This is a genomic window from Halomicrococcus gelatinilyticus (genome assembly GCA_024227995.1).
Classification (GTDB): domain Archaea; phylum Halobacteriota; class Halobacteria; order Halobacteriales; family Haladaptataceae; genus Halomicrococcus; species Halomicrococcus gelatinilyticus.
In genome coordinates this window covers 2,532,279-2,547,707 of record CP100465.1, presented here as the reverse complement: position 1 = coordinate 2,547,707, position 15,429 = coordinate 2,532,279, and the positions used below count along the sequence as shown (strand labels likewise).

General features: G+C 67.4%; 20 protein-coding genes. 12 read left to right on the top strand and 8 right to left on the bottom strand.

From position 1 onward, the window contains the following. The first annotated feature begins 55 nt into the window (after positions 1-55). Entirely contained in the window at positions 56-643 is a 588-nt protein-coding gene (locus NKT36_RS13540) for a DUF420 domain-containing protein (protein WP_327051584.1), read from the top strand. Positions 644-744: 101 nt separating this feature from the next. Here the strand turns inward: NKT36_RS13540 and NKT36_RS13535 are convergent, their stop codons facing one another. Continuing rightward, positions 745-1,014, bottom strand: a complete 270-nt coding sequence (locus tag NKT36_RS13535; RefSeq protein WP_327051583.1) for an HAH_0734 family protein — start codon at positions 1,012-1,014, stop codon at positions 745-747. Between the two features lie 251 nt (positions 1,015-1,265). On the opposite strand from NKT36_RS13535, the gene NKT36_RS13530 reads away from it, so the two are divergent. Genes NKT36_RS13530 through NKT36_RS13510 form a run of 5 tightly spaced genes read left to right on the top strand, consistent with a single transcriptional unit; the run spans position 1,266 to position 3,466 of the window. Beyond that, positions 1,266-1,547: a 50S ribosomal protein L44e gene (locus NKT36_RS13530; RefSeq protein ID WP_327051582.1), complete on the top strand. Its 282-nt coding sequence runs from the start codon at positions 1,266-1,268 to the stop codon at positions 1,545-1,547. Positions 1,548-1,550: 3 nt separating this feature from the next. Continuing rightward, entirely contained in the window at positions 1,551-1,724 is a 174-nt protein-coding gene (locus NKT36_RS13525; RefSeq protein ID WP_327051581.1) for a 30S ribosomal protein S27e, read from the top strand. Further along, positions 1,721-2,521 carry a translation initiation factor IF-2 subunit alpha gene (locus tag NKT36_RS13520; protein WP_327051580.1) on the top strand — a complete coding sequence of 267 codons (801 nt, stop codon included), beginning with the start codon at positions 1,721-1,723 and terminating at the stop codon, positions 2,519-2,521. The genes NKT36_RS13525 and NKT36_RS13520 overlap by 4 nt, the downstream gene beginning before the upstream one ends. Continuing rightward, entirely contained in the window at positions 2,518-2,700 is a 183-nt protein-coding gene (locus NKT36_RS13515) for an RNA-protein complex protein Nop10 (protein ID WP_327051579.1), read from the top strand. Before NKT36_RS13520 ends, NKT36_RS13515 begins: the two co-directional genes overlap by 4 nt. Before the next feature lie 4 nt (positions 2,701-2,704). Beyond that, complete coding sequence (locus NKT36_RS13510; RefSeq protein WP_327051578.1) at positions 2,705-3,466, top strand: proteasome assembly chaperone family protein; 762 nt, start codon at positions 2,705-2,707, stop codon at positions 3,464-3,466. Here the strand turns inward: NKT36_RS13510 and NKT36_RS13505 are convergent. Together NKT36_RS13505 and NKT36_RS13500 are read right to left on the bottom strand one after the other, a co-directional pair. Next, the gene (locus tag NKT36_RS13505) at positions 3,463-3,999 is read right to left on the bottom strand and encodes a DUF7344 domain-containing protein (RefSeq protein WP_327051577.1); all 537 of its coding nucleotides are present in this window, start codon (positions 3,997-3,999) and stop codon (positions 3,463-3,465) included. The two genes, NKT36_RS13510 and NKT36_RS13505, sit on opposite strands and share 4 nt — an antisense overlap. Positions 4,000-4,612: 613 nt before the next feature. After that, positions 4,613-5,584 carry a phosphoadenosine phosphosulfate reductase family protein gene (locus tag NKT36_RS13500; RefSeq protein ID WP_327051576.1) on the bottom strand — a complete coding sequence of 324 codons (972 nt, stop codon included), beginning with the start codon at positions 5,582-5,584 and terminating at the stop codon, positions 4,613-4,615. Positions 5,585-5,798: 214 nt separating this feature from the next. Here NKT36_RS13500 and NKT36_RS13495 point away from each other — a divergent pair, with 214 nt between their 5' ends. After that, entirely contained in the window at positions 5,799-6,299 is a 501-nt protein-coding gene (locus NKT36_RS13495; protein WP_327051575.1) for a DUF5797 family protein, read from the top strand. A gap of 4 nt (positions 6,300-6,303) precedes the next feature. Here NKT36_RS13495 and NKT36_RS13490 read toward each other — a convergent pair whose 3' ends face one another. Continuing rightward, the gene (locus NKT36_RS13490; protein WP_327051574.1) at positions 6,304-7,320 is read right to left on the bottom strand and encodes a DUF5787 family protein; all 1,017 of its coding nucleotides are present in this window, start codon (positions 7,318-7,320) and stop codon (positions 6,304-6,306) included. A 142-nt stretch (positions 7,321-7,462) separates the two neighbouring features. On the opposite strand from NKT36_RS13490, the gene NKT36_RS13485 reads away from it, so the two are divergent. After that, positions 7,463-8,137, top strand: coding sequence for a DUF7827 domain-containing protein (locus NKT36_RS13485; RefSeq protein WP_327051573.1), 675 nt, complete (start codon positions 7,463-7,465; stop codon positions 8,135-8,137). Positions 8,138-8,365: 228 nt separating this feature from the next. Here the strand turns inward: NKT36_RS13485 and NKT36_RS13480 are convergent, their stop codons facing one another. Beyond that, entirely contained in the window at positions 8,366-8,794 is a 429-nt protein-coding gene (locus NKT36_RS13480) for a bis(5'-nucleosyl)-tetraphosphatase (RefSeq protein ID WP_327051572.1), read from the bottom strand. 197 nt (positions 8,795-8,991) lie between these two features. Between NKT36_RS13480 and NKT36_RS13475 the strand changes: the two genes are divergently transcribed. Beyond that, complete coding sequence (locus tag NKT36_RS13475) at positions 8,992-9,324, top strand: uS10/mL48 family ribosomal protein (protein ID WP_327051571.1); 333 nt, start codon at positions 8,992-8,994, stop codon at positions 9,322-9,324. A gap of 43 nt (positions 9,325-9,367) precedes the next feature. Here the strand turns inward: NKT36_RS13475 and NKT36_RS13470 are convergent, their stop codons facing one another. From NKT36_RS13470 to NKT36_RS13460, 3 genes are all read right to left on the bottom strand, one after another. Next, positions 9,368-9,826 (bottom strand): twin-arginine translocation signal domain-containing protein, encoded by a 459-nt coding sequence (locus tag NKT36_RS13470; protein ID WP_327051570.1) that lies wholly within the window; start codon positions 9,824-9,826, stop codon positions 9,368-9,370. Positions 9,827-10,087: 261 nt separating this feature from the next. Further along, a complete protein-coding gene (locus tag NKT36_RS13465; RefSeq protein ID WP_327051569.1) occupies positions 10,088-10,348 on the bottom strand; it encodes a DUF7513 family protein in 261 nt (86 codons plus the stop codon). After that, on the bottom strand, positions 10,345-11,916 hold the full coding sequence (locus NKT36_RS13460; RefSeq protein ID WP_327051568.1) for a Na+/H+ antiporter NhaC family protein: 1,572 nt from the start codon (positions 11,914-11,916) through the stop codon (positions 10,345-10,347). The genes NKT36_RS13465 and NKT36_RS13460 overlap by 4 nt, the downstream gene beginning before the upstream one ends. A gap of 251 nt (positions 11,917-12,167) precedes the next feature. Here NKT36_RS13460 and NKT36_RS13455 point away from each other — a divergent pair, with 251 nt between their 5' ends. From NKT36_RS13455 to NKT36_RS13445, 3 genes are all read left to right on the top strand, one after another. After that, on the top strand, positions 12,168-13,448 hold the full coding sequence (locus tag NKT36_RS13455) for an amidohydrolase (protein ID WP_327051567.1): 1,281 nt from the start codon (positions 12,168-12,170) through the stop codon (positions 13,446-13,448). 76 nt (positions 13,449-13,524) lie between these two features. Then, the gene (locus NKT36_RS13450; RefSeq protein ID WP_327051566.1) at positions 13,525-14,097 is read left to right on the top strand and encodes an NUDIX hydrolase; all 573 of its coding nucleotides are present in this window, start codon (positions 13,525-13,527) and stop codon (positions 14,095-14,097) included. Beyond that, on the top strand, positions 14,094-15,398 hold the full coding sequence (locus tag NKT36_RS13445) for an NAD(P)/FAD-dependent oxidoreductase (RefSeq protein WP_327051565.1): 1,305 nt from the start codon (positions 14,094-14,096) through the stop codon (positions 15,396-15,398). Before NKT36_RS13450 ends, NKT36_RS13445 begins: the two co-directional genes overlap by 4 nt. The last annotated feature ends 31 nt before the right edge of the window (positions 15,399-15,429 follow it).

The following is a 15,429-nucleotide window of genomic DNA, read 5'->3' as shown; positions in this document are numbered from 1 at the left end:
GCGCCCGGAATCGAGAAAGCGAACGCACTTGGGCCGTCGGTCCCAAGCGGGCGACATGGCCACAGCGAACGCACGACAGCGCGCTCGCGAGAACCCGCTGAAGGTCACCGCGCTCCTGTCGGTGGTCGGGTACGTCCTCGTGCTGGGGACGTTCGCTGGCGTCCTGCCCATCTACCCCTCCATCGGCATCGAGACGGTGAACCTGCTCTCCGACGCCATCGCGGTCGTCAACAGCGTCGCGACCGTCTCGCTCGTCCTCGGCTGGTACTGGATCCGCAAGGGCGAGGTTGGCAAGCACCGCGCGGCGATGCTCACCTCGTTCGCGCTCATCCTCGTCTTCCTGGCGCTGTACCTCGTCAAGGTCGGCGGGAGCGGCGGCGAGAAGCACATCACGGTCGACGGCGTCGTCTACTACGCCTACCTCCTGATGCTCGCGGTCCACATCCTGCTCTCGGTCGTCGCGGTGCCGGTGGTCCTGTACGCGCTCGTGCTGGGGCTCACCCACTCCCCGAGCGAACTCCGGGACACCGCCCACAGGCGGGTCGGCCGCATCGCCGCCGGGTCGTGGATCCTCTCGCTCACGCTCGGCGTCGTCACGTACCTGATGCTCAACCACATCTACAGCTGGTACATCCCGCAGTAGCCCGCGCTTCCGGATTGGTTTCTCGGCGCAAACGTTCGTCGTCAGCAGCGCTCAGCGTTCTGACCGGTGAAAATCGAGCGGCGAGAAAATGTGGCGGCGAATTACGAGACGGCGAGTTCGTCGGCGCGGCGCACGACCTCGACGTCCTCGGCGTCGATGGACTCGGTATCGAGCCAGTGGGGGACGTAGTTCCGGCGCTCGAAGTCCTCGCGCTCGTCCTCGGTGCCGATGACGCACCAGAGCTGCGGTTCGTCCGGGCCGTGCCAGTCGCCCTGGCGGCTGATCGAGAAGCAGACGCGCTCGCCGCCGTCGTAGTCGATGACCGCGTTCTTGCGGATTCCGGGGTCACCGTGGATGATGAGCCGCTTCATACCCGCCGGTTCGGAAGGCGGTCAATTAAGCGCTTCGAAGGGTCCCACGCGGGCGGGTGACACGAGGCCGTCGCTCGAGGAGCAGGTTGCCCGGAGGTCGAGACGGCGCACGTCGACGCACCGGCGTAGGCAGAGGGAGCGGGAACGACCCAGGCGACTCCCGTCCGGCCGTCAGCCGGGGGTCGCCCGACGTGCGAAACCAAACGGGTTTTAAGCCCCGACGCGCAATCTCACCGTAAGGTCGATACTCTATGCAGATGCCACGCCGCTTCAACACGTACTGTCCGCACTGTCACGAACACCACGAACACGAGGTCGAGAAGGTCCGGAGTGGCCGCCAGACGGGCATGAAGTGGAACGCCCGCCAGCAGAAGCGCGGCACGAGCGTCATCGGGAACGCCGGTGGCTTCTCGAAGGTTCCGAGTGGGAACAAGCCCACGAAGAAGACCCACCTGAAGTACCGCTGCAGCGAATGTGGGGGCGCCCACATGCGCGAGGGATGGCGCGCCGGCCGCCTGGAGTTCCAGGAGTAAATCATGGCAGGAAGCTTCTACAAGGTCCAGTGCCCGGACTGTGAGAACGAACAGACCGTCTTCGGCAAGGCCGCCGAGGAGGTCAACTGCGTCGTCTGCGGCCACCGCCTCGTCTCGCCGACCGGCGGCAAGGCCGACATCGACGGCGACATCCTGGAGACCGTGGAATCCCGATGAAGTACAGTGGCTGGCCCGACACCGGTGAACTCGTCGTCGGCAAGGTCGACGAGATCGAGGACTTCGGCGTCTTCGTCGACCTCGAGGAGTACGAGGACAAGCGCGGGCTCATCCACGTCAGCGAGGTCGCCAGCGGCTGGATCAAGAACGTCCGCGACCACGTCAGCGAGGGTCAGACGGTCGTCTGCAAGGTGCTCGACGTCGACAAGTCGTCCCAGCAGATCGACCTCTCGCTGAAGGACGTCAACGAACACCAGCGCAGCGACAAGATTCAGGACTGGAAGAACGAGCAGAAGGCCGACAAGTGGATGACCCTCGCGTTCGGCGAGGAGATGAGCGACGAGCAGTACTCGCGCGTCGCCAACGAACTCCTCTCGGAGTTCGGCAGCATCTACGACGGCTTCGAGCAGGCGGCCATCCACGGCCCCGAAGCGCTCTCGCCGACCGACCTCGACGACGACGAGGTCGACTCGCTCGTCGAGACCGCCCGCGAGAACGTCTCCGTCCCGTACGTCACCGTGACGGGGTACGTCGACCTCGAGAACCCCGCGACGGACGGCGTCGACGCCATCAAGGACGCCCTCAAGGCGGCCGAGGGGAACGGCGACGTTCCCGACGAGGTCGAACTCGACGTGACGTACGTCGGCGCGCCCGAGTACCGCATCCGGGTGAAAGCGCCGAACTACAAGACCGCCGAGTCGCAGCTCGAGGCGAGCGCGGCCCGCGCCGAGTCGGTCATCGCCGAGCAGGGTGGCACCGCCGAGTACCACCGCGACCGACGCACCGAAGAGGAATGAAATCCGACATCCGGGTGTGTTCCGCGTGGGAGACGGAACATGACCGCCCGGTGTACACCCTTTCTGACACCTGTCCCGACTGCGGAGCGGACGCCGTCAACAGCGCCCCCGCTCCGTTCGACCCCGCCGATCCGTACGGAGAGTACCGACGCGCTCTTAAGCGGGGCACCCACGAGTAACCCCATGGACCAAGTTGACATCGATATCGTCGCGGACCCGGAGCTGCAGGATCCGGTGCTCATCGAGGGTCTGCCGGGCGTGGGCCACGTCGGCAAACTGGTCGTCGAGCATCTCCTCGAGGAGCGGGAGAACGAGCTCGTCCGTCGGGTGTACTCCGAACACCTGCCGCCGCAGGTGGGCATCGAGGAGGACGGCACGGCCGAACTCGTCTGTGCCGAGTTCTACGCGCTGACGCTGGGCGAGCAGGACGTGCTCGTGCTGACCGGCGACCACCAGGCCCAGGACAACGTCGGCCACTACCGGCTGACGAACGCCTTCCTCGACGTCGCCGCGGACTTCGGCGTCGAGCGCGTGTTCGCGCTCGGCGGCGTCCCGACGGGCGAACTCATCGACGAGTACGCCGTCCTCGGCGCTGCGACGACCGGGGAGTTCGTCTCGGAACTGGAGGACGTCGGCGTCGAGTTCCGCGAGGACGAACCGGCAGGCGGCATCGTCGGCACGAGCGGCCTCCTGCTCGGTCTCGGCGACCGCCGCGGGGTCGAGGCGACCTGCCTGATGGGGGAGACGAGCGGCTACCTCGTCGACCCCAAGAGCGCGCAGGCGGTGCTGGAGGTGCTCCAGGACGTCGTCGGGTTCGAGGTCGACTTCGAGTCGCTGGAGGAGCGCGCCGACGAGATGGAGGACGTCGTCAACAAGATCGAGGAGATGGAGACCCAGCAGGCCGGCGGTCTCGGCGCCGACGACGACCTCCGGTACATCGGCTAGGGCCACAATTTGTCGTCGCGACCGACGTAGGTGTGGTAGGCCGCCGAGCAGATGAACAGCACGAGGAAACCCCACGCGAACAGGCGGAACGACACGGCCTCGACCGCGAACAGGTCGAGCGAACTGGCGGCCAGCGCCAGCAGTTCCAGCAGGCCGAGTCCGAGGTAGTAGACCGGCCACGACACGTCGTTCTCGGGGACCACCTCCATGTACACCTCCACCTCCTGTGCGCGTTCGGTGAGCCGTAGCTCCTTCGACTGCTGGTCGTACTCGACGATGCCGAGGTCGTCCAGTTTCGGTAGATGGGTCTGGTGGAGGGAGACGTAGACGCTCTTGCGCACCTTCCGCGGGGCGGGCGACTCGTCGCTCTCCAGCGTTGCGATGTGTTCGGCGAGTTCGTCCACCGTAAACGTCCCGTCGTTCTCCCGGAGCGCTTCGATGGTCCGACGCCGACGCTCGTTGCGGAGGACGTTGTGAATCTGACTCTCGTCGAGGTCCGACGGGCGGTCACGCTCCGGATCAGTCAGTGTCATGGCTGTGCCGTAGTTGAGGTCTCTGCGATATGGGAGACGTCACTGTACGCTCGCATTAAGTTTATCATCACCTCCGTGCCAAATATTCCAGGAAAGCAGCGTTCGGGCCTGCCTTCGTCGGAGCGCCGCCGTGACGGCAGGTCCCCGGCGAAACGACCCGAAGACGACGGACCGGAGGCGAAGTCCTGTCCCGACGTTTCGACGCGGTTCGGTCGGTCCGCGACGGGAGGTCCACGAGGCGACAGACCGGGGCAACTGGTCGCGTTCTCGACGGTAAGCGTCGGGCGGAGGGAGCTGGAGGTACGCGACGGTGCGCCGTCCGATGAGTCGACCCGTGCAACTGTGTCGTCAATCACGCTAGCGGCATCGTCGTCCATCATGACAACCGGCTACAACGACGAGGAATAAAGGTCTTGTTCGTGATTATTTTAGGTGCGTCGTCGGCCACCACGTTCGGCTACCCCGTTCGCCGGTGCCAACGAGGCTTCACGCACGTCCACGACGAACAGACATCGCAGCGACAGGTACCGCGGTGTGAACGGCATCGGGCGGCGGTGCGCCTGGCGAAGCGACGGACTGCGACGAAAGAATCAGTGAGCGAAGCAGCCGACGGTTACATGTAGCCGAGGTCGCGCAGGCGCTCCATCAGGTCCTCCTTGTCCTGGGCGCGGCCCGCGCGCTCGGTCGTGTTCTCGATGTCCTGCAGCCACGCCGGTTCCTGGGCGCTCTTCTCGGTCGAGACCTCGCTACCGAGCGAGCGGAAGCCGGCGAAGTACTTCGGGGAGACGGGGATGTCGTCCTGGGTGAGGTCGTTCGGCAGGTCGTCGTCGGACTCCGGCACGTAGCCCTCGTCCGGGTAGCCGGCGACCGTGTCGGGGACGACGAAGTTCCAGAAGGCGTCCCAGACCGCGGCCTCGTCGAACTGGAGAATCGGCTGGATGCGGTCGTGGGGCGGGTAGATGTCGGGGTCGTGGCGCGGGCTGAAGAACGTCTCGTCGGCGCGGGCCTCCTGTTCGTCCCAGCGGACGCCGGAGATGACGCCGTCGACGTCGTACTCCTCCAGCGCGTTGTTCAGGGCGACCGTCTTCAGCAGGTGGTTGCCGACGTAGGTGTCCAGCAGGAACGGGAACTCGTCGTCCTCGTACTCCAGCAGGTTCCGGATGTGGTGCTGGTTCTGCTCGTCGAGCGCGTCGACGGGGATGTCGTCGCCCGGTTCGAGGTCGTGCTCGTCGGCGTACGCGCCGACGTCCTCGTTGCGCGCGTAGATGACCTCCAGACCCCACTCGTCTGCCCAGCGGTCGACGAAGTCGTGGATGGCGTCGAAGTGCTGGAAGTGGTCGATGAACACCGCCGGGGGAACGTCGAGGTCGAACCGCTCGGCGACCTCCTTGATGAAGTAGAGCGTGAGCGTCGAGTCCTTGCCGCCGGTCCACATGACGACGGGGTTCTCGTACTGTTCGAGTCCCTCGCGGGTGACCTCGATAGCCTTCTCGATCTTGTCCTCGAGTGCGGGGTAGTCGGCAGGGTCCTCGCCTTCGCCTGCTTCGTAGTCGACGTCGAGGTAGTCGGGGAAGTCTTGCGGCATGAGTCGTAATTAGATATAATTATGGGACTAAAGTGTTTTTCGGCTCGGTGCTCCCGGAAGGATGTGGCGTGGCAACGCACCACCTGGAGGAGTTCGACGGCGCGAGTTGGCGGATTCGACGGATTGCGACCCACTCTCCCGACGGAAGCGCTACCTCCGGCGACCATGGACGCCTTCGGAACAGGCAAATAACCCGACACCAAAGGGCCGAACGATGACGCTGTCCGAGGAGGCGCGCGAGCGACTCGCCGACCTGGTCGAACTGCAACCGACGAAGAACAGCGAACTCCAGGAGCGGTGGGAGCTAGAGAGCGGCAGCGAGGTGCACCAGTACCTCGAGAACGAACTGAAGGACTACTACTACCGCGACGAGGACAGTTACATCCGGGCGACGACGGAGGCGAACGACCTCGTCGACGTCGAACCCGGCATGGAGGCCGACGAGGGCGAGGACGTGCCGAGCGTCATCCGGGTGCCGGAGCTCCAGCAGCAGGTGTTCGCGGTCGTCGCCGGCCCGGACGAGCGTTCCCAGAGCGTCGTCTCCGTGCTGCACGACCTCCGCGAGGAGTTCGGCGTCGACCCGAGCGCCGACGACGTGCGCTCGGCGCTCCAGGGACTCAAGCGGAAGGGGGTCGTCGAGGTCGTCTACCGCACCGTCCCGACGTTCAGACTCGCCGCACCGCGCGAGGAGATCGACGTCGAGACCTCGGAGTAACCGTCTAGGACGGCCGTTCGCGCTCGCGCCGCTGCTCCAGCAGCCGCTGGATGCCCTTCCCCGGCCCGCCGTCGATGGGCCACCCGTACTGGCGCCACGCCGGCGGTTCGGGCTCGAATCGCGAACAGGACTGCGAGCACTCCGCGGCGGTCTGGCAGCGTCCCTTCGCCCCGCAGTAGGGTAGCATCGTCGCGTCCTCGTGGCGGAGCTGGAAGTGCCGGCAGTCGGGGCGCATCGTCTTCGTGTACGACCGCCAGCCGCGCTCGTAGGCGCGCTCGGCGATTTCGAGCCGCTTCGCCCGTTTCTCCTCGCCGGGGACGTACTCGAAGCGCGCCGCCGACTGGTCGTACTTGCCGCCGTCGGGGCGTTCCAGAATGTCCGTCCCAGGCGCGTCCACGTCGAGCGACCGGGGGTACCACGCCACCTCGGCGTCGCCGCCGTCGATCGTGAGGATGCCGGCCTCCACCGGCATCTCCTCCAGCAGCGCGGGCTCGATCCGGTCGCCGGTCGAGCGCGTCGCGACCCACACCTCGTCGGCGAGCGACAGCGCCACGTCGCGTTCGAGTTGGCCCCGCAGGGCCCGGGCGGCGCTCGCGTCCAGGTCGGGCTTGTTCTCGATGGCGACGATCCGTTCGACCCAGTCGGGATAGCGGTAGCGGCGGCGGATCTGGAGGCGGTTGCCCTGCTTTCGCACGTCGAGGACGCCGCGGTCGTCCGCGCGGTGGATCGTCTCGCGGACGTACCGCCACGGGTAGCCGGGGTCCGGCAGCGCGTCCCGGTACCACGCCCACTCGGCGGGTGCGTTCCGCACGACGTGGAGCAGGTCGGAGTCGAGCCGTCGCCGACCGAACCGGCCGCGTCGCGCGAGCGCGTCCGCGTCCACCTCGACGACGACGGTGTCCCAGCGACGGCGCTTCGTCCCGAGTTGCCGGGCCACCACGACGTCCTGCGTCCCCTCCGGGGGCCAGGACCGCTCGGCCCACCGGCACGTCCGTAGCTCGAAGACGAACTCGGGGTCCATGGTGGTAGCTCTCGCTCGGGGTGTGTAAACTATTCGAACGGCGGTCTGTCAACAGAAAATATTTACAGAACAGTGATGAAATCTCGGCCAGCTCGCCGTCCGGCGAGCGAGAGCGGTTCTACCGCCTGATACTCTGATACCAATGAACGGACGACTCTCCCGCACGTCGGCGCTGCTCGTGACGCTGCTCGTCGGCACCGCACTCGCGGTGTCCGGTAGCGTCGCAGCCGTCGACTCGACGAACGACGTACAGTCCCCCGCACTGGCACAGGACGCAGAGACCGGCGCCTCCCTCCAGGACTCCATCGTGAACGTGGACCGCGGTGAGACGGCGACCATCAACGTCAGCCTCCAGACGACCGACGAGGTGGCCCTCCGCATCGGTGGCGACTCGAAGAGTTACATGCTGAACGCGACCGCCACGGACGGCAACGGTGACGGCACCGTCTCGTTCCAGTTCGACACGTCGAAGGCCGGAGGCAGTGACGGCGCGGCCGTCGCCACGGCCGCCGACGCCGACAACCTGACCGTGCAGAACGAGACATCCCTCGACGAGGCACTCGCGCCCGGCATGTACGGCGTCACCCTCTACGCTCACAACGGGTCGGCGTGGAACGAGTACGACGTGGGCGGTCTGAACGTCAGGGGCGAATCGACGTCCTCGACGTCGACCACGTCCTCGACGACCACCCCGATGACGTCCTCGACGTCGACCACGACCGACACGACGACGAACGACGACGGCATGCCCGGCTTCGGGCTCGGCGTCGCGCTGGTCGCGCTCGCGGCTGCCGCGATGCTCGCGAACCGACGCTGACGTCCACGGGACTTTTTTGCCGAGGCAGTTCGCAGAGCCGACAGCGACGGGTCCGCCTCCGGCGTCGTGAACCCGGACAGGAGCGTTTCGACGGACAACTGGACGAGGGGGCACGTCGACACGGTGGTCGCCAGCTGACGGCCGGTCGGCGCTGTGGCTGACGAGACCGTGAGCACCGCAGTCAGCCGGACCCCGCGTCAGCAGCGACCGGGCGACGTCGGCGGTCGGTCACTCCTCCTCGCGTTCCTCCAGGAACTCGTGGGCGTCCTTGAGGATGTCGCGGGGGCCGTCCTGGGTTATCGTGTTGATGGCCTGCTCGTAGTCGCGCCACTGGAGGTCGCGGTGCTCGTGGGACAGTTCCGCGTTCGCCTCGAACGACTTCGCGATGAACAGGTGGACCGTCTTGTGGATGGTCTTGCCGTTCGCCTCGAAGACGTAGCTGTAGTCGTCGCGGAAGCCGTCGAGGAGGCGGAAGTCGTCGATCCCCGCCTCCTCTTTCACCTCTCTGATAGCGGTCTGCTGTAGCTCTTCGCTCCCCTCCACGCCGCCTTTCGGGAACTCCCAGTCGCCCGGGCGGCTCTTGAGGAGGAGATATTCCTTGCGACCGCGGGTATCCCTGTAGAGGATCGCACCCGCGCTCGTAGCTTGAACTGCCATTGCGTTCAGGTATGCGGTCGGCCATTAAAGGGGTGTCGGAGGCGTATAGGTTCTATTCGGCGCGTTCCGGCCGCAGAATTTTACCCCTGCGAGAGATGGTAGGATGAAACGGCAGAACCGCGGAAGAATCGCACACGGCGCTCCGGCGAAACAGGAATTTTACGTACCAGGACGGAATACCATCACCAGAGCCAGCCATGACCTTCGTCACGAAGATACTGCTTCAGAGCGGCGACCGTCCCGCGCTCGACGGCGTCGTCTCCGACATCCGGTCGATCGCCGAGCGAAAGGGAGCCGAACTCAAGGGACCACACTCGGAGCCGCCGGACCGCAAGCGAGTCCCCCAGTACAAGACCGTCTCGGGCGACGAGAGCCGCCAGTTCAAGAGCTGGGAGTACACCGTCTACACGCGCAAACTGGAAATCGTCGGTCACAACGAGGTCGCACGACGCGTCGCCGACCTGGAGTTCCCGCCGGGCATCCGCGTCGAGGTCGAACTCGAGCAGATCGAGGGAATGGGTCTGGCGTAACGTCTCTTCTTCGTGCGGTACTCGCGCCGTGAAAAAGCGGCGGTCAGTCGTTCGTCCGGACGATCCGGGTGCTGAGCAGGCTGAGGTCGCTGGCGAACACGTTCGCTTCGTCGGTGAACCGGTAGTTCGTGCGCTCCTGGAGTACCCTTCGCGTGAAGATGAACGCGCCGCCTGTCACGACCTGGCCGCCGGTGCCGTACCGGATGGCGTACCCGATGTAGTCGTCGGGCTGGCTGATCTCCGGCACCGTGTTCCCGCCCGGTCGCCGGAGCATCCGCACCGTGATGCTGGCCGGCAACTGGGAGATGACACGGAAGCTCGACCGCGGACTGTAGTCGTCCGCGAACACGAGCACGGTCTCGTCGTCCTGGGCGGCGGCCGTCCCGACACTCCCGACGCCGAGCGCCACGGCACCCGACGCGAGCGCCGCCTTCCGAAGGAAGTCGCGGCGGGAGTCGTCGGTCGTCTCGTCTGATACTGCGTGTGTCAGTTTCTCGTCCATGTTTATACCCCCCAAGGTGGATCCCCACCCATGGGATACAGCTACAGGGAGGAGCGGACCGGGCATAAGTGTAACCTATTCAATAAGTTACCAGGTTACCCAGCGGTGACCTGGAAACCAGGCCATTAACGACGCTGTGTGGAGAAATCGCCGGTTACCTTCCTTTCCCGTCGCCCACCCTCACGCGAAACGTGACCCCATCGGAGGGCATCGGGTCGTGTCGAGACGTCCGGTCGCACCTGGACGCGCAGACGCCCGACCTCAGAACGTTCCGGCACCGACCACGTCGAGGAACGCCGCCTCCCCTTCGTGGTCGTTGTCGTCGAACTCCTCGACGCGCAGACGCACTCGCTTGTCGACTGCGTCGCTCGGTGCGTCGGGAATGCGAAGTACGGTGTCGCCGATACGGGCGACCGGGGTCGTGCCGTTCACGCCGGTGACGTACACCTCGATCTCGTCGCCCACATCGAACTCGGGGCGGTTCGTCCGGAAGCCGAACCCTTCGAAGAAGTGGTCGATCATACGCGCGCCACCTCCCCAGAGCTACGGTCGGAGGTGTACTCCAGACCGAACCCGGTCAGCGCCGAGATGACGAACACGCCGAACAGGAACCAGCCGTGGAAGACGAACGGCCACACCTGGATGGGGTCGACGATCATCGACTGGGTGAACCACTCGAAGTCCTGTGGCATCTGGGAGATCTGTGCGAACCCGACGAGGACGCCGCCACCCCACGGGAAGATGTACCCCATGGCGGAGGTGTTGGCGTCGAGGATGTTCGCGCGCCGGTAGCCGTTGACGTTGAACCGCTGGCCGATGCGGGCGATGTACGGTGCGATGGCGATCTCCGCCGCCGTGTTGATCGTGATCATCGCGTTGACCATCGCCGTCCCGAGCACCATCGTCGTCTCGGCGCGCCGGACGGACGTGGCGACGCTGTTCAGGAGGAACTCCTGGAGCGCCTCGAAGCCGCCGCCGCGGATCATGATGCGTGCGCCCGAGACGATGAGCAGCGTCAGCACGATGAGCGGGAAGAAGCCCAGCGCGCCGCTGTAGAAGCTCCCGCTGACGCTCCCGACCAGTTCGGGGTCGGACGTGACCTCGACGATGGGGAGGCCGGAGAGGGCCTCGCCGAGCGGCGCGTCCTGGGGCGCGTAGAACACCAGCATCGTGCTCGCGGACGCCAGGCCGAAGACTAGGTTGAACGCGACGGCCGCGACCAGCCCCCACGAGATGGCCTCGATGATGTGGCGGCCCTGCACCGCCGTCACGATGACGATGCCCATCGAGACGAGGTGGACCAGTCCGAGCGCGTCGCCCTCCAGGACGCTTTCGGCCTGGATGGGGTCGCCGCCCATCATCCCGCCCGCGATAACGTAGACGGCGAACGCGGGGATGGCCGCGGTGATGGCGTACTTGAACCGCGAGGAGACGACGCCGCCGATGTCCGAATCCTGGGTCACCGCACTCACGATGGTCGTGTCGCTCACCGGCGCGAGGTTGTCGCCGAAGACTGCCCCCGAGAGGATGGCACCGAACATCAGCACGGGACTCGCGCCGACGAGGACGCCCGCCGGGAAGAACAGGCCGGCGAACGCGACGGTCGTGCCGTATCCGGTGCCGATGCCGGTCGCCAGCAGCGCGGCGAGGATGAACGTCGCGGCCGGGAACAGCGCCGCCCCGACGCTCAGGGCGTCGGCGGCCCAGACGAGGCCGCTGACGAACCCGCCGTCCTGCAGCACCTGCGCGAACATGCCGGCCCACAGCCACGCGACGATGGCCGTCGCCGCCACGCGCTGGGTCATCCCCTCGAAGATGGTGTTGGCGTACGTCTTCCAGTCGCCCTTCGCGAAGAACATCCCGACGATGAGCGCCAGCAACATTCCGATGGCGAGGCCGGTCGTGTCGCTGATCCGCAGCAGCGCGCTCTGGACGATGGCCCAGACGATGAAGAACAGTATCGGGAGCGTGCTCATCCACTTGCCCCCGTAGAACTCGATGCGGTCCTCGCTGCGGGCCTGCTGCGCCTCCGCGAGTTCATCCGCTACTTCGTCGCCCGGTTCGGTATCGTCACTTCCTGACGAACTCATCGTTCACCTCTGGCATGGTCAGTGATGGACAGACAAGGTATAAATCACCTTCCTTCGTGATGGATACTGACTAACAAATATACTACACTTTACCAGAGGTTACAGACATATCCGGCAGCGATTACAGACATATCCGGCTCGAAGCCGTCACGCGTGGCTCCACCTCGCCAGAATCCGGTCGACGGGAGCGGTCACCGTCGAGCTAGCCGGTTCTCCAGCACTTAAGACGGTCCCCTCCGTCGGCTCCTGCCATGGGAAACAGGCCCGACCGCGACCGACTCGTCGAACTCCGACGCGAACTCCACCGCCACCCGGAACCGGCGTGGCGCGAGTTCTGGACCACCGCCCGCATCGTGGACGAACTCGAAGCCATCGGCGTCGACGAACTGTACGTCGGCCCCGAGGCACTCGCCGAGGGCGAGCGCATGGCGGTTCCCGACGACGAGGAACTCGCACGCTGGTTCGACCGCGCGCGGGAGGCGGGTGCCCGCGAGGACGTCCTCGAGCGACTGGAGGGCGGCTACACCGGCGCGGTAGCCGTCGTCGAGCGCGGTGAGGGCCCGACGGTCGCCCTGCGCGTGGACATCGACGGCCTCCAGCGCGAGGAGTCGACCGACGACGACCACGTCCCCGCGGCCGAGGGGTTCCGCTCGGAGACGGGCGCGATGCACGCCTGCGGCCACGACGCCCACGCGACCATCGGCCTGGGCGTCCTCGAAGCCGTGAAGGCGAGCGACTTCCGGGGGACGCTGAAGGTGTTCTTCCAGCCCGGGGAGGAGATGATCGCTGGCGGGAAGCCGATGGCGAAGAGCGGCCACCTCGACGACGTCGACTACCTGTTCGCCACCCACGTCGGCCTCGACCACCCCACGGGCGAGGTGGTCGCCGGCGTCGACGGGTTCCTCGCGGTGAGCCACTTCCGCGCCGAGTTCGCCGGCGAACCCGCCCACGCGGGCGGCAAGCCCAACGACGGCCGCAACGCGGTCCAGGCGATGGCGACCGCGGTGAACGAACTCTACGGCATCCCCCGCCACGAGGACGGCGCGACGCGCGTCAACGCCGGCAAGGTCGGCGGCGGCACGGCGACCAACATCATCCCCGAGCAGGCGTTCATCGAGGGCGAGGTGCGCGGCGAGACGACCGAGCTCAAAGACTACATGAAAGAGCGCGCCGGCGAGGTCGTCGAGGGCGCGGCGGCGACGCACGGCTGCGAGGTCGATCGCACGGCCGTGGGCGAGGCTCCGAGCGCCGAGAGCGACGAGGCGCTCGTCGACGTCGTCCAGGGCGTCGCCACCGAGACGCCGGGCGTCGAAAACCCGATCCGCCGCGACGAACTCGGCGGGAGCGAGGACGCGACCTTCCTGATGCGCGAGGTCCAGCGCAACGGCGGCCTGGCGGCGTACGTCGGCGTCGGCACCGACCACCCCGGCGGCCACCACACCGCGACGTTCGACGTCGACGAGGAGACGCTCCCCATCGCCGTCGACGTGCTCTCGGAGTCCGTGCTGGCGGTCGCCGACGAGCGACCCTGACCGGGGAGTCGCGCTCGCCACGGACGGGACGCCCGCCTACCCTCCTTTCATGGGCAAGGCCTCCCAACTACTCGACATGGACCCACAGGAAGTCAGGTCGACGCTCGTCGACCGCGCGGACGCGGTGCGGGCGGACCTCGTCGACCGCTGGGGCGAGGTCCGCCACCGGCGGCGCGACCCGCTGGTCGTCACAGACCACGAGTTCCCCGACGGCCCCGACGGCATCTTCCCCTGGGTCGCGGTCGCCTTCGTCGTCGAGGACGACGACGTGCTGCTCGTCCGCGACGCGGGCCACGACCACGAGTGGGAGCCACCGGGCGGGAAGGGCGAGGCCGGCGAGTCGCCCGCGGAGACGGCCGAGCGCGAGGCGCGCGAGGAAGCGGGCGTCGACGCCACCGTGACCGACCTGCTGTTCACCGAGACCCTGCCGTTCGACTACGGCGCGTCCGTGACCGCGCCCGTCCTCCAGGCTGGCTTCGTCGCGCGCCGGACCGGCGGCCGAGCGCGGGGGAACGAGGACCGCATCGAGGCGGCCGACTGGTTCCCGCTCGACGACCTGCCGGACAGCGCCCAGTTCCGGGGCGACCTCGCCGACCTCCGGCACCGCGCGGAACCGGACGGCGACGGTTCGCCGGAGGCCCGCCGATGACCGGCGTCGCCGTCGTCGGGGGCGGACTCGCCGGCCTCGTCGCCGCCCGCCGACTGGCCGACCTGGGCGTCGACGTGCAGGTGTTCGAGCGCGAGTCCGAGGTCGGCGGCCGGGTGCGCTCGACCCGCGAGGAGGGCTTCGTCTTCGACCGCGGGTTCCAGGTGCTGTTCACCGCCTACCCGGCGGCCAGGCGCGAACTCGACTACGACGCCCTCGACCTGCGGTACCTCTCGCCCGGCGCGATCGTCGCCCGGCCGAACCACCGCGCGGTGCTCGCCGACCCGCTTCGGGACCCTGCCGCGCTGCTGGAGTCGGCGGCCAACCGCGACGTGACGCTGGGGGACAAGGTGCGGACGCTACGCCTGCGGCGCGAACTCGCCCGCAAGCCGGCGCGCGACATCTTCGCCGGCGGCGACCGCTCCATCGCCGCGTACCTCCGCGACCGCGGCTTCTCGCGGAAGTTCCTCGACAACTTCGCCGGGCCGTTCTACGGCGGCATCACGCTCGACCGCGACCTCGGGACGTCGAAGAAGGTGTTCGAGTTCACGTTCAAGATGCTGACCGAGGGGCGAATCGCCGTCCCCGCGGAGGGGATGGGGGCGATCTCAGAGCAACTCGCCGCCAGTGCGCGCGAGGCAGGCGCGGAAATCCACACCGACGCGACTGTGACGGCGGTCGACGGCGGCGCGGAGCCGGCTGCGACGACCGGCGACGCCGGGTCGGCGTCCGACGACGCGGAGCCGACGCTGTCGCTCGGCGAGGAGACGGTGACGGCGGATGCGGTCGTCGTCGCCACCGACCCGAAGTCGGCCCGCGAGCTGACGGGCGTACGGTCGATACCGACGGAGGCCCGGGGCTGTGTCACCCAGTACTTCTCGCTGGGCGAACCCCTCTCCGCGGGCAAGCGCATCCTGCTGAACGCGGCCGACGACGCGCCGAACGAGGTGGTACCGCTCTCGACCGTCGCGCCGGAGTACGCGCCCGACGACCGCGAACTGCTCAGCGCGACCTTCCTCGGCGTTCCCGACCGCTCGGACGCCGACCTCGCCGGGGACGTCCGCCGGACGCTCGCCGACTGGTACCCCGAGCGCACCTTCCCCGACCTGGAACTGCGACACACCGCCTGGGTCCCGTTCGCACAGTTCGCACAGCCGCCGGGCGTCTTCGACGAACTGCCGGACACGCGCGACCCCCACGACCGGGGCGTCTACCTCGCCGGCGACTACACGGAAGCGTCGTCGCTCAACGCGGCGATGGAGAGCGGACGCAAGGCGGCCCGTGCGGCGTACGAGGACCTGTGACCAGCACCGCTTTGCCGCTGGCTCGCCTACG

Bases quoted from the DNA above. Each gene is read 5' to 3' on its own strand.
- NKT36_RS13515 (WP_327051579.1), top strand. From the start codon at position 2,518: ATGAAATCCGACATCCGGGTGTGTTCCGCGTGGGAGACGGAACATGAC.
- NKT36_RS13480 (WP_327051572.1), bottom strand. From the start codon at position 8,794: ATGGCAGTTCAAGCTACGAGCGCGGGTGCGATCCTCTACAGGGATACC.
- NKT36_RS13465 (WP_327051569.1), bottom strand. From the start codon at position 10,348: ATGATCGACCACTTCTTCGAAGGGTTCGGCTTCCGGACGAACCGCCCC.
- NKT36_RS13490 (WP_327051574.1), bottom strand. From the start codon at position 7,320: ATGGACCCCGAGTTCGTCTTCGAGCTACGGACGTGCCGGTGGGCCGAG.
- NKT36_RS13470 (WP_327051570.1), bottom strand. From the start codon at position 9,826: ATGGACGAGAAACTGACACACGCAGTATCAGACGAGACGACCGACGAC.
- NKT36_RS13475 (WP_327051571.1), top strand. From the start codon at position 8,992: ATGACCTTCGTCACGAAGATACTGCTTCAGAGCGGCGACCGTCCCGCG.
- NKT36_RS13510 (WP_327051578.1), top strand. From the start codon at position 2,705: ATGGACCAAGTTGACATCGATATCGTCGCGGACCCGGAGCTGCAGGAT.
- NKT36_RS13495 (WP_327051575.1), top strand. From the start codon at position 5,799: ATGACGCTGTCCGAGGAGGCGCGCGAGCGACTCGCCGACCTGGTCGAA.
- NKT36_RS13505 (WP_327051577.1), bottom strand. From the start codon at position 3,999: ATGACACTGACTGATCCGGAGCGTGACCGCCCGTCGGACCTCGACGAG.
- NKT36_RS13540 (WP_327051584.1), top strand. From the start codon at position 56: ATGGCCACAGCGAACGCACGACAGCGCGCTCGCGAGAACCCGCTGAAG.
- NKT36_RS13450 (WP_327051566.1), top strand. From the start codon at position 13,525: ATGGACCCACAGGAAGTCAGGTCGACGCTCGTCGACCGCGCGGACGCG.
- NKT36_RS13485 (WP_327051573.1), top strand. From the start codon at position 7,463: ATGAACGGACGACTCTCCCGCACGTCGGCGCTGCTCGTGACGCTGCTC.
- NKT36_RS13530 (WP_327051582.1), top strand. From the start codon at position 1,266: ATGCAGATGCCACGCCGCTTCAACACGTACTGTCCGCACTGTCACGAA.
- NKT36_RS13455 (WP_327051567.1), top strand. From the start codon at position 12,168: ATGGGAAACAGGCCCGACCGCGACCGACTCGTCGAACTCCGACGCGAA.
- NKT36_RS13520 (WP_327051580.1), top strand. From the start codon at position 1,721: ATGAAGTACAGTGGCTGGCCCGACACCGGTGAACTCGTCGTCGGCAAG.
- NKT36_RS13535 (WP_327051583.1), bottom strand. From the start codon at position 1,014: ATGAAGCGGCTCATCATCCACGGTGACCCCGGAATCCGCAAGAACGCG.
- NKT36_RS13525 (WP_327051581.1), top strand. From the start codon at position 1,551: ATGGCAGGAAGCTTCTACAAGGTCCAGTGCCCGGACTGTGAGAACGAA.
- NKT36_RS13445 (WP_327051565.1), top strand. From the start codon at position 14,094: ATGACCGGCGTCGCCGTCGTCGGGGGCGGACTCGCCGGCCTCGTCGCC.
- NKT36_RS13500 (WP_327051576.1), bottom strand. From the start codon at position 5,584: ATGCCGCAAGACTTCCCCGACTACCTCGACGTCGACTACGAAGCAGGC.
- NKT36_RS13460 (WP_327051568.1), bottom strand. From the start codon at position 11,916: ATGAGTTCGTCAGGAAGTGACGATACCGAACCGGGCGACGAAGTAGCG.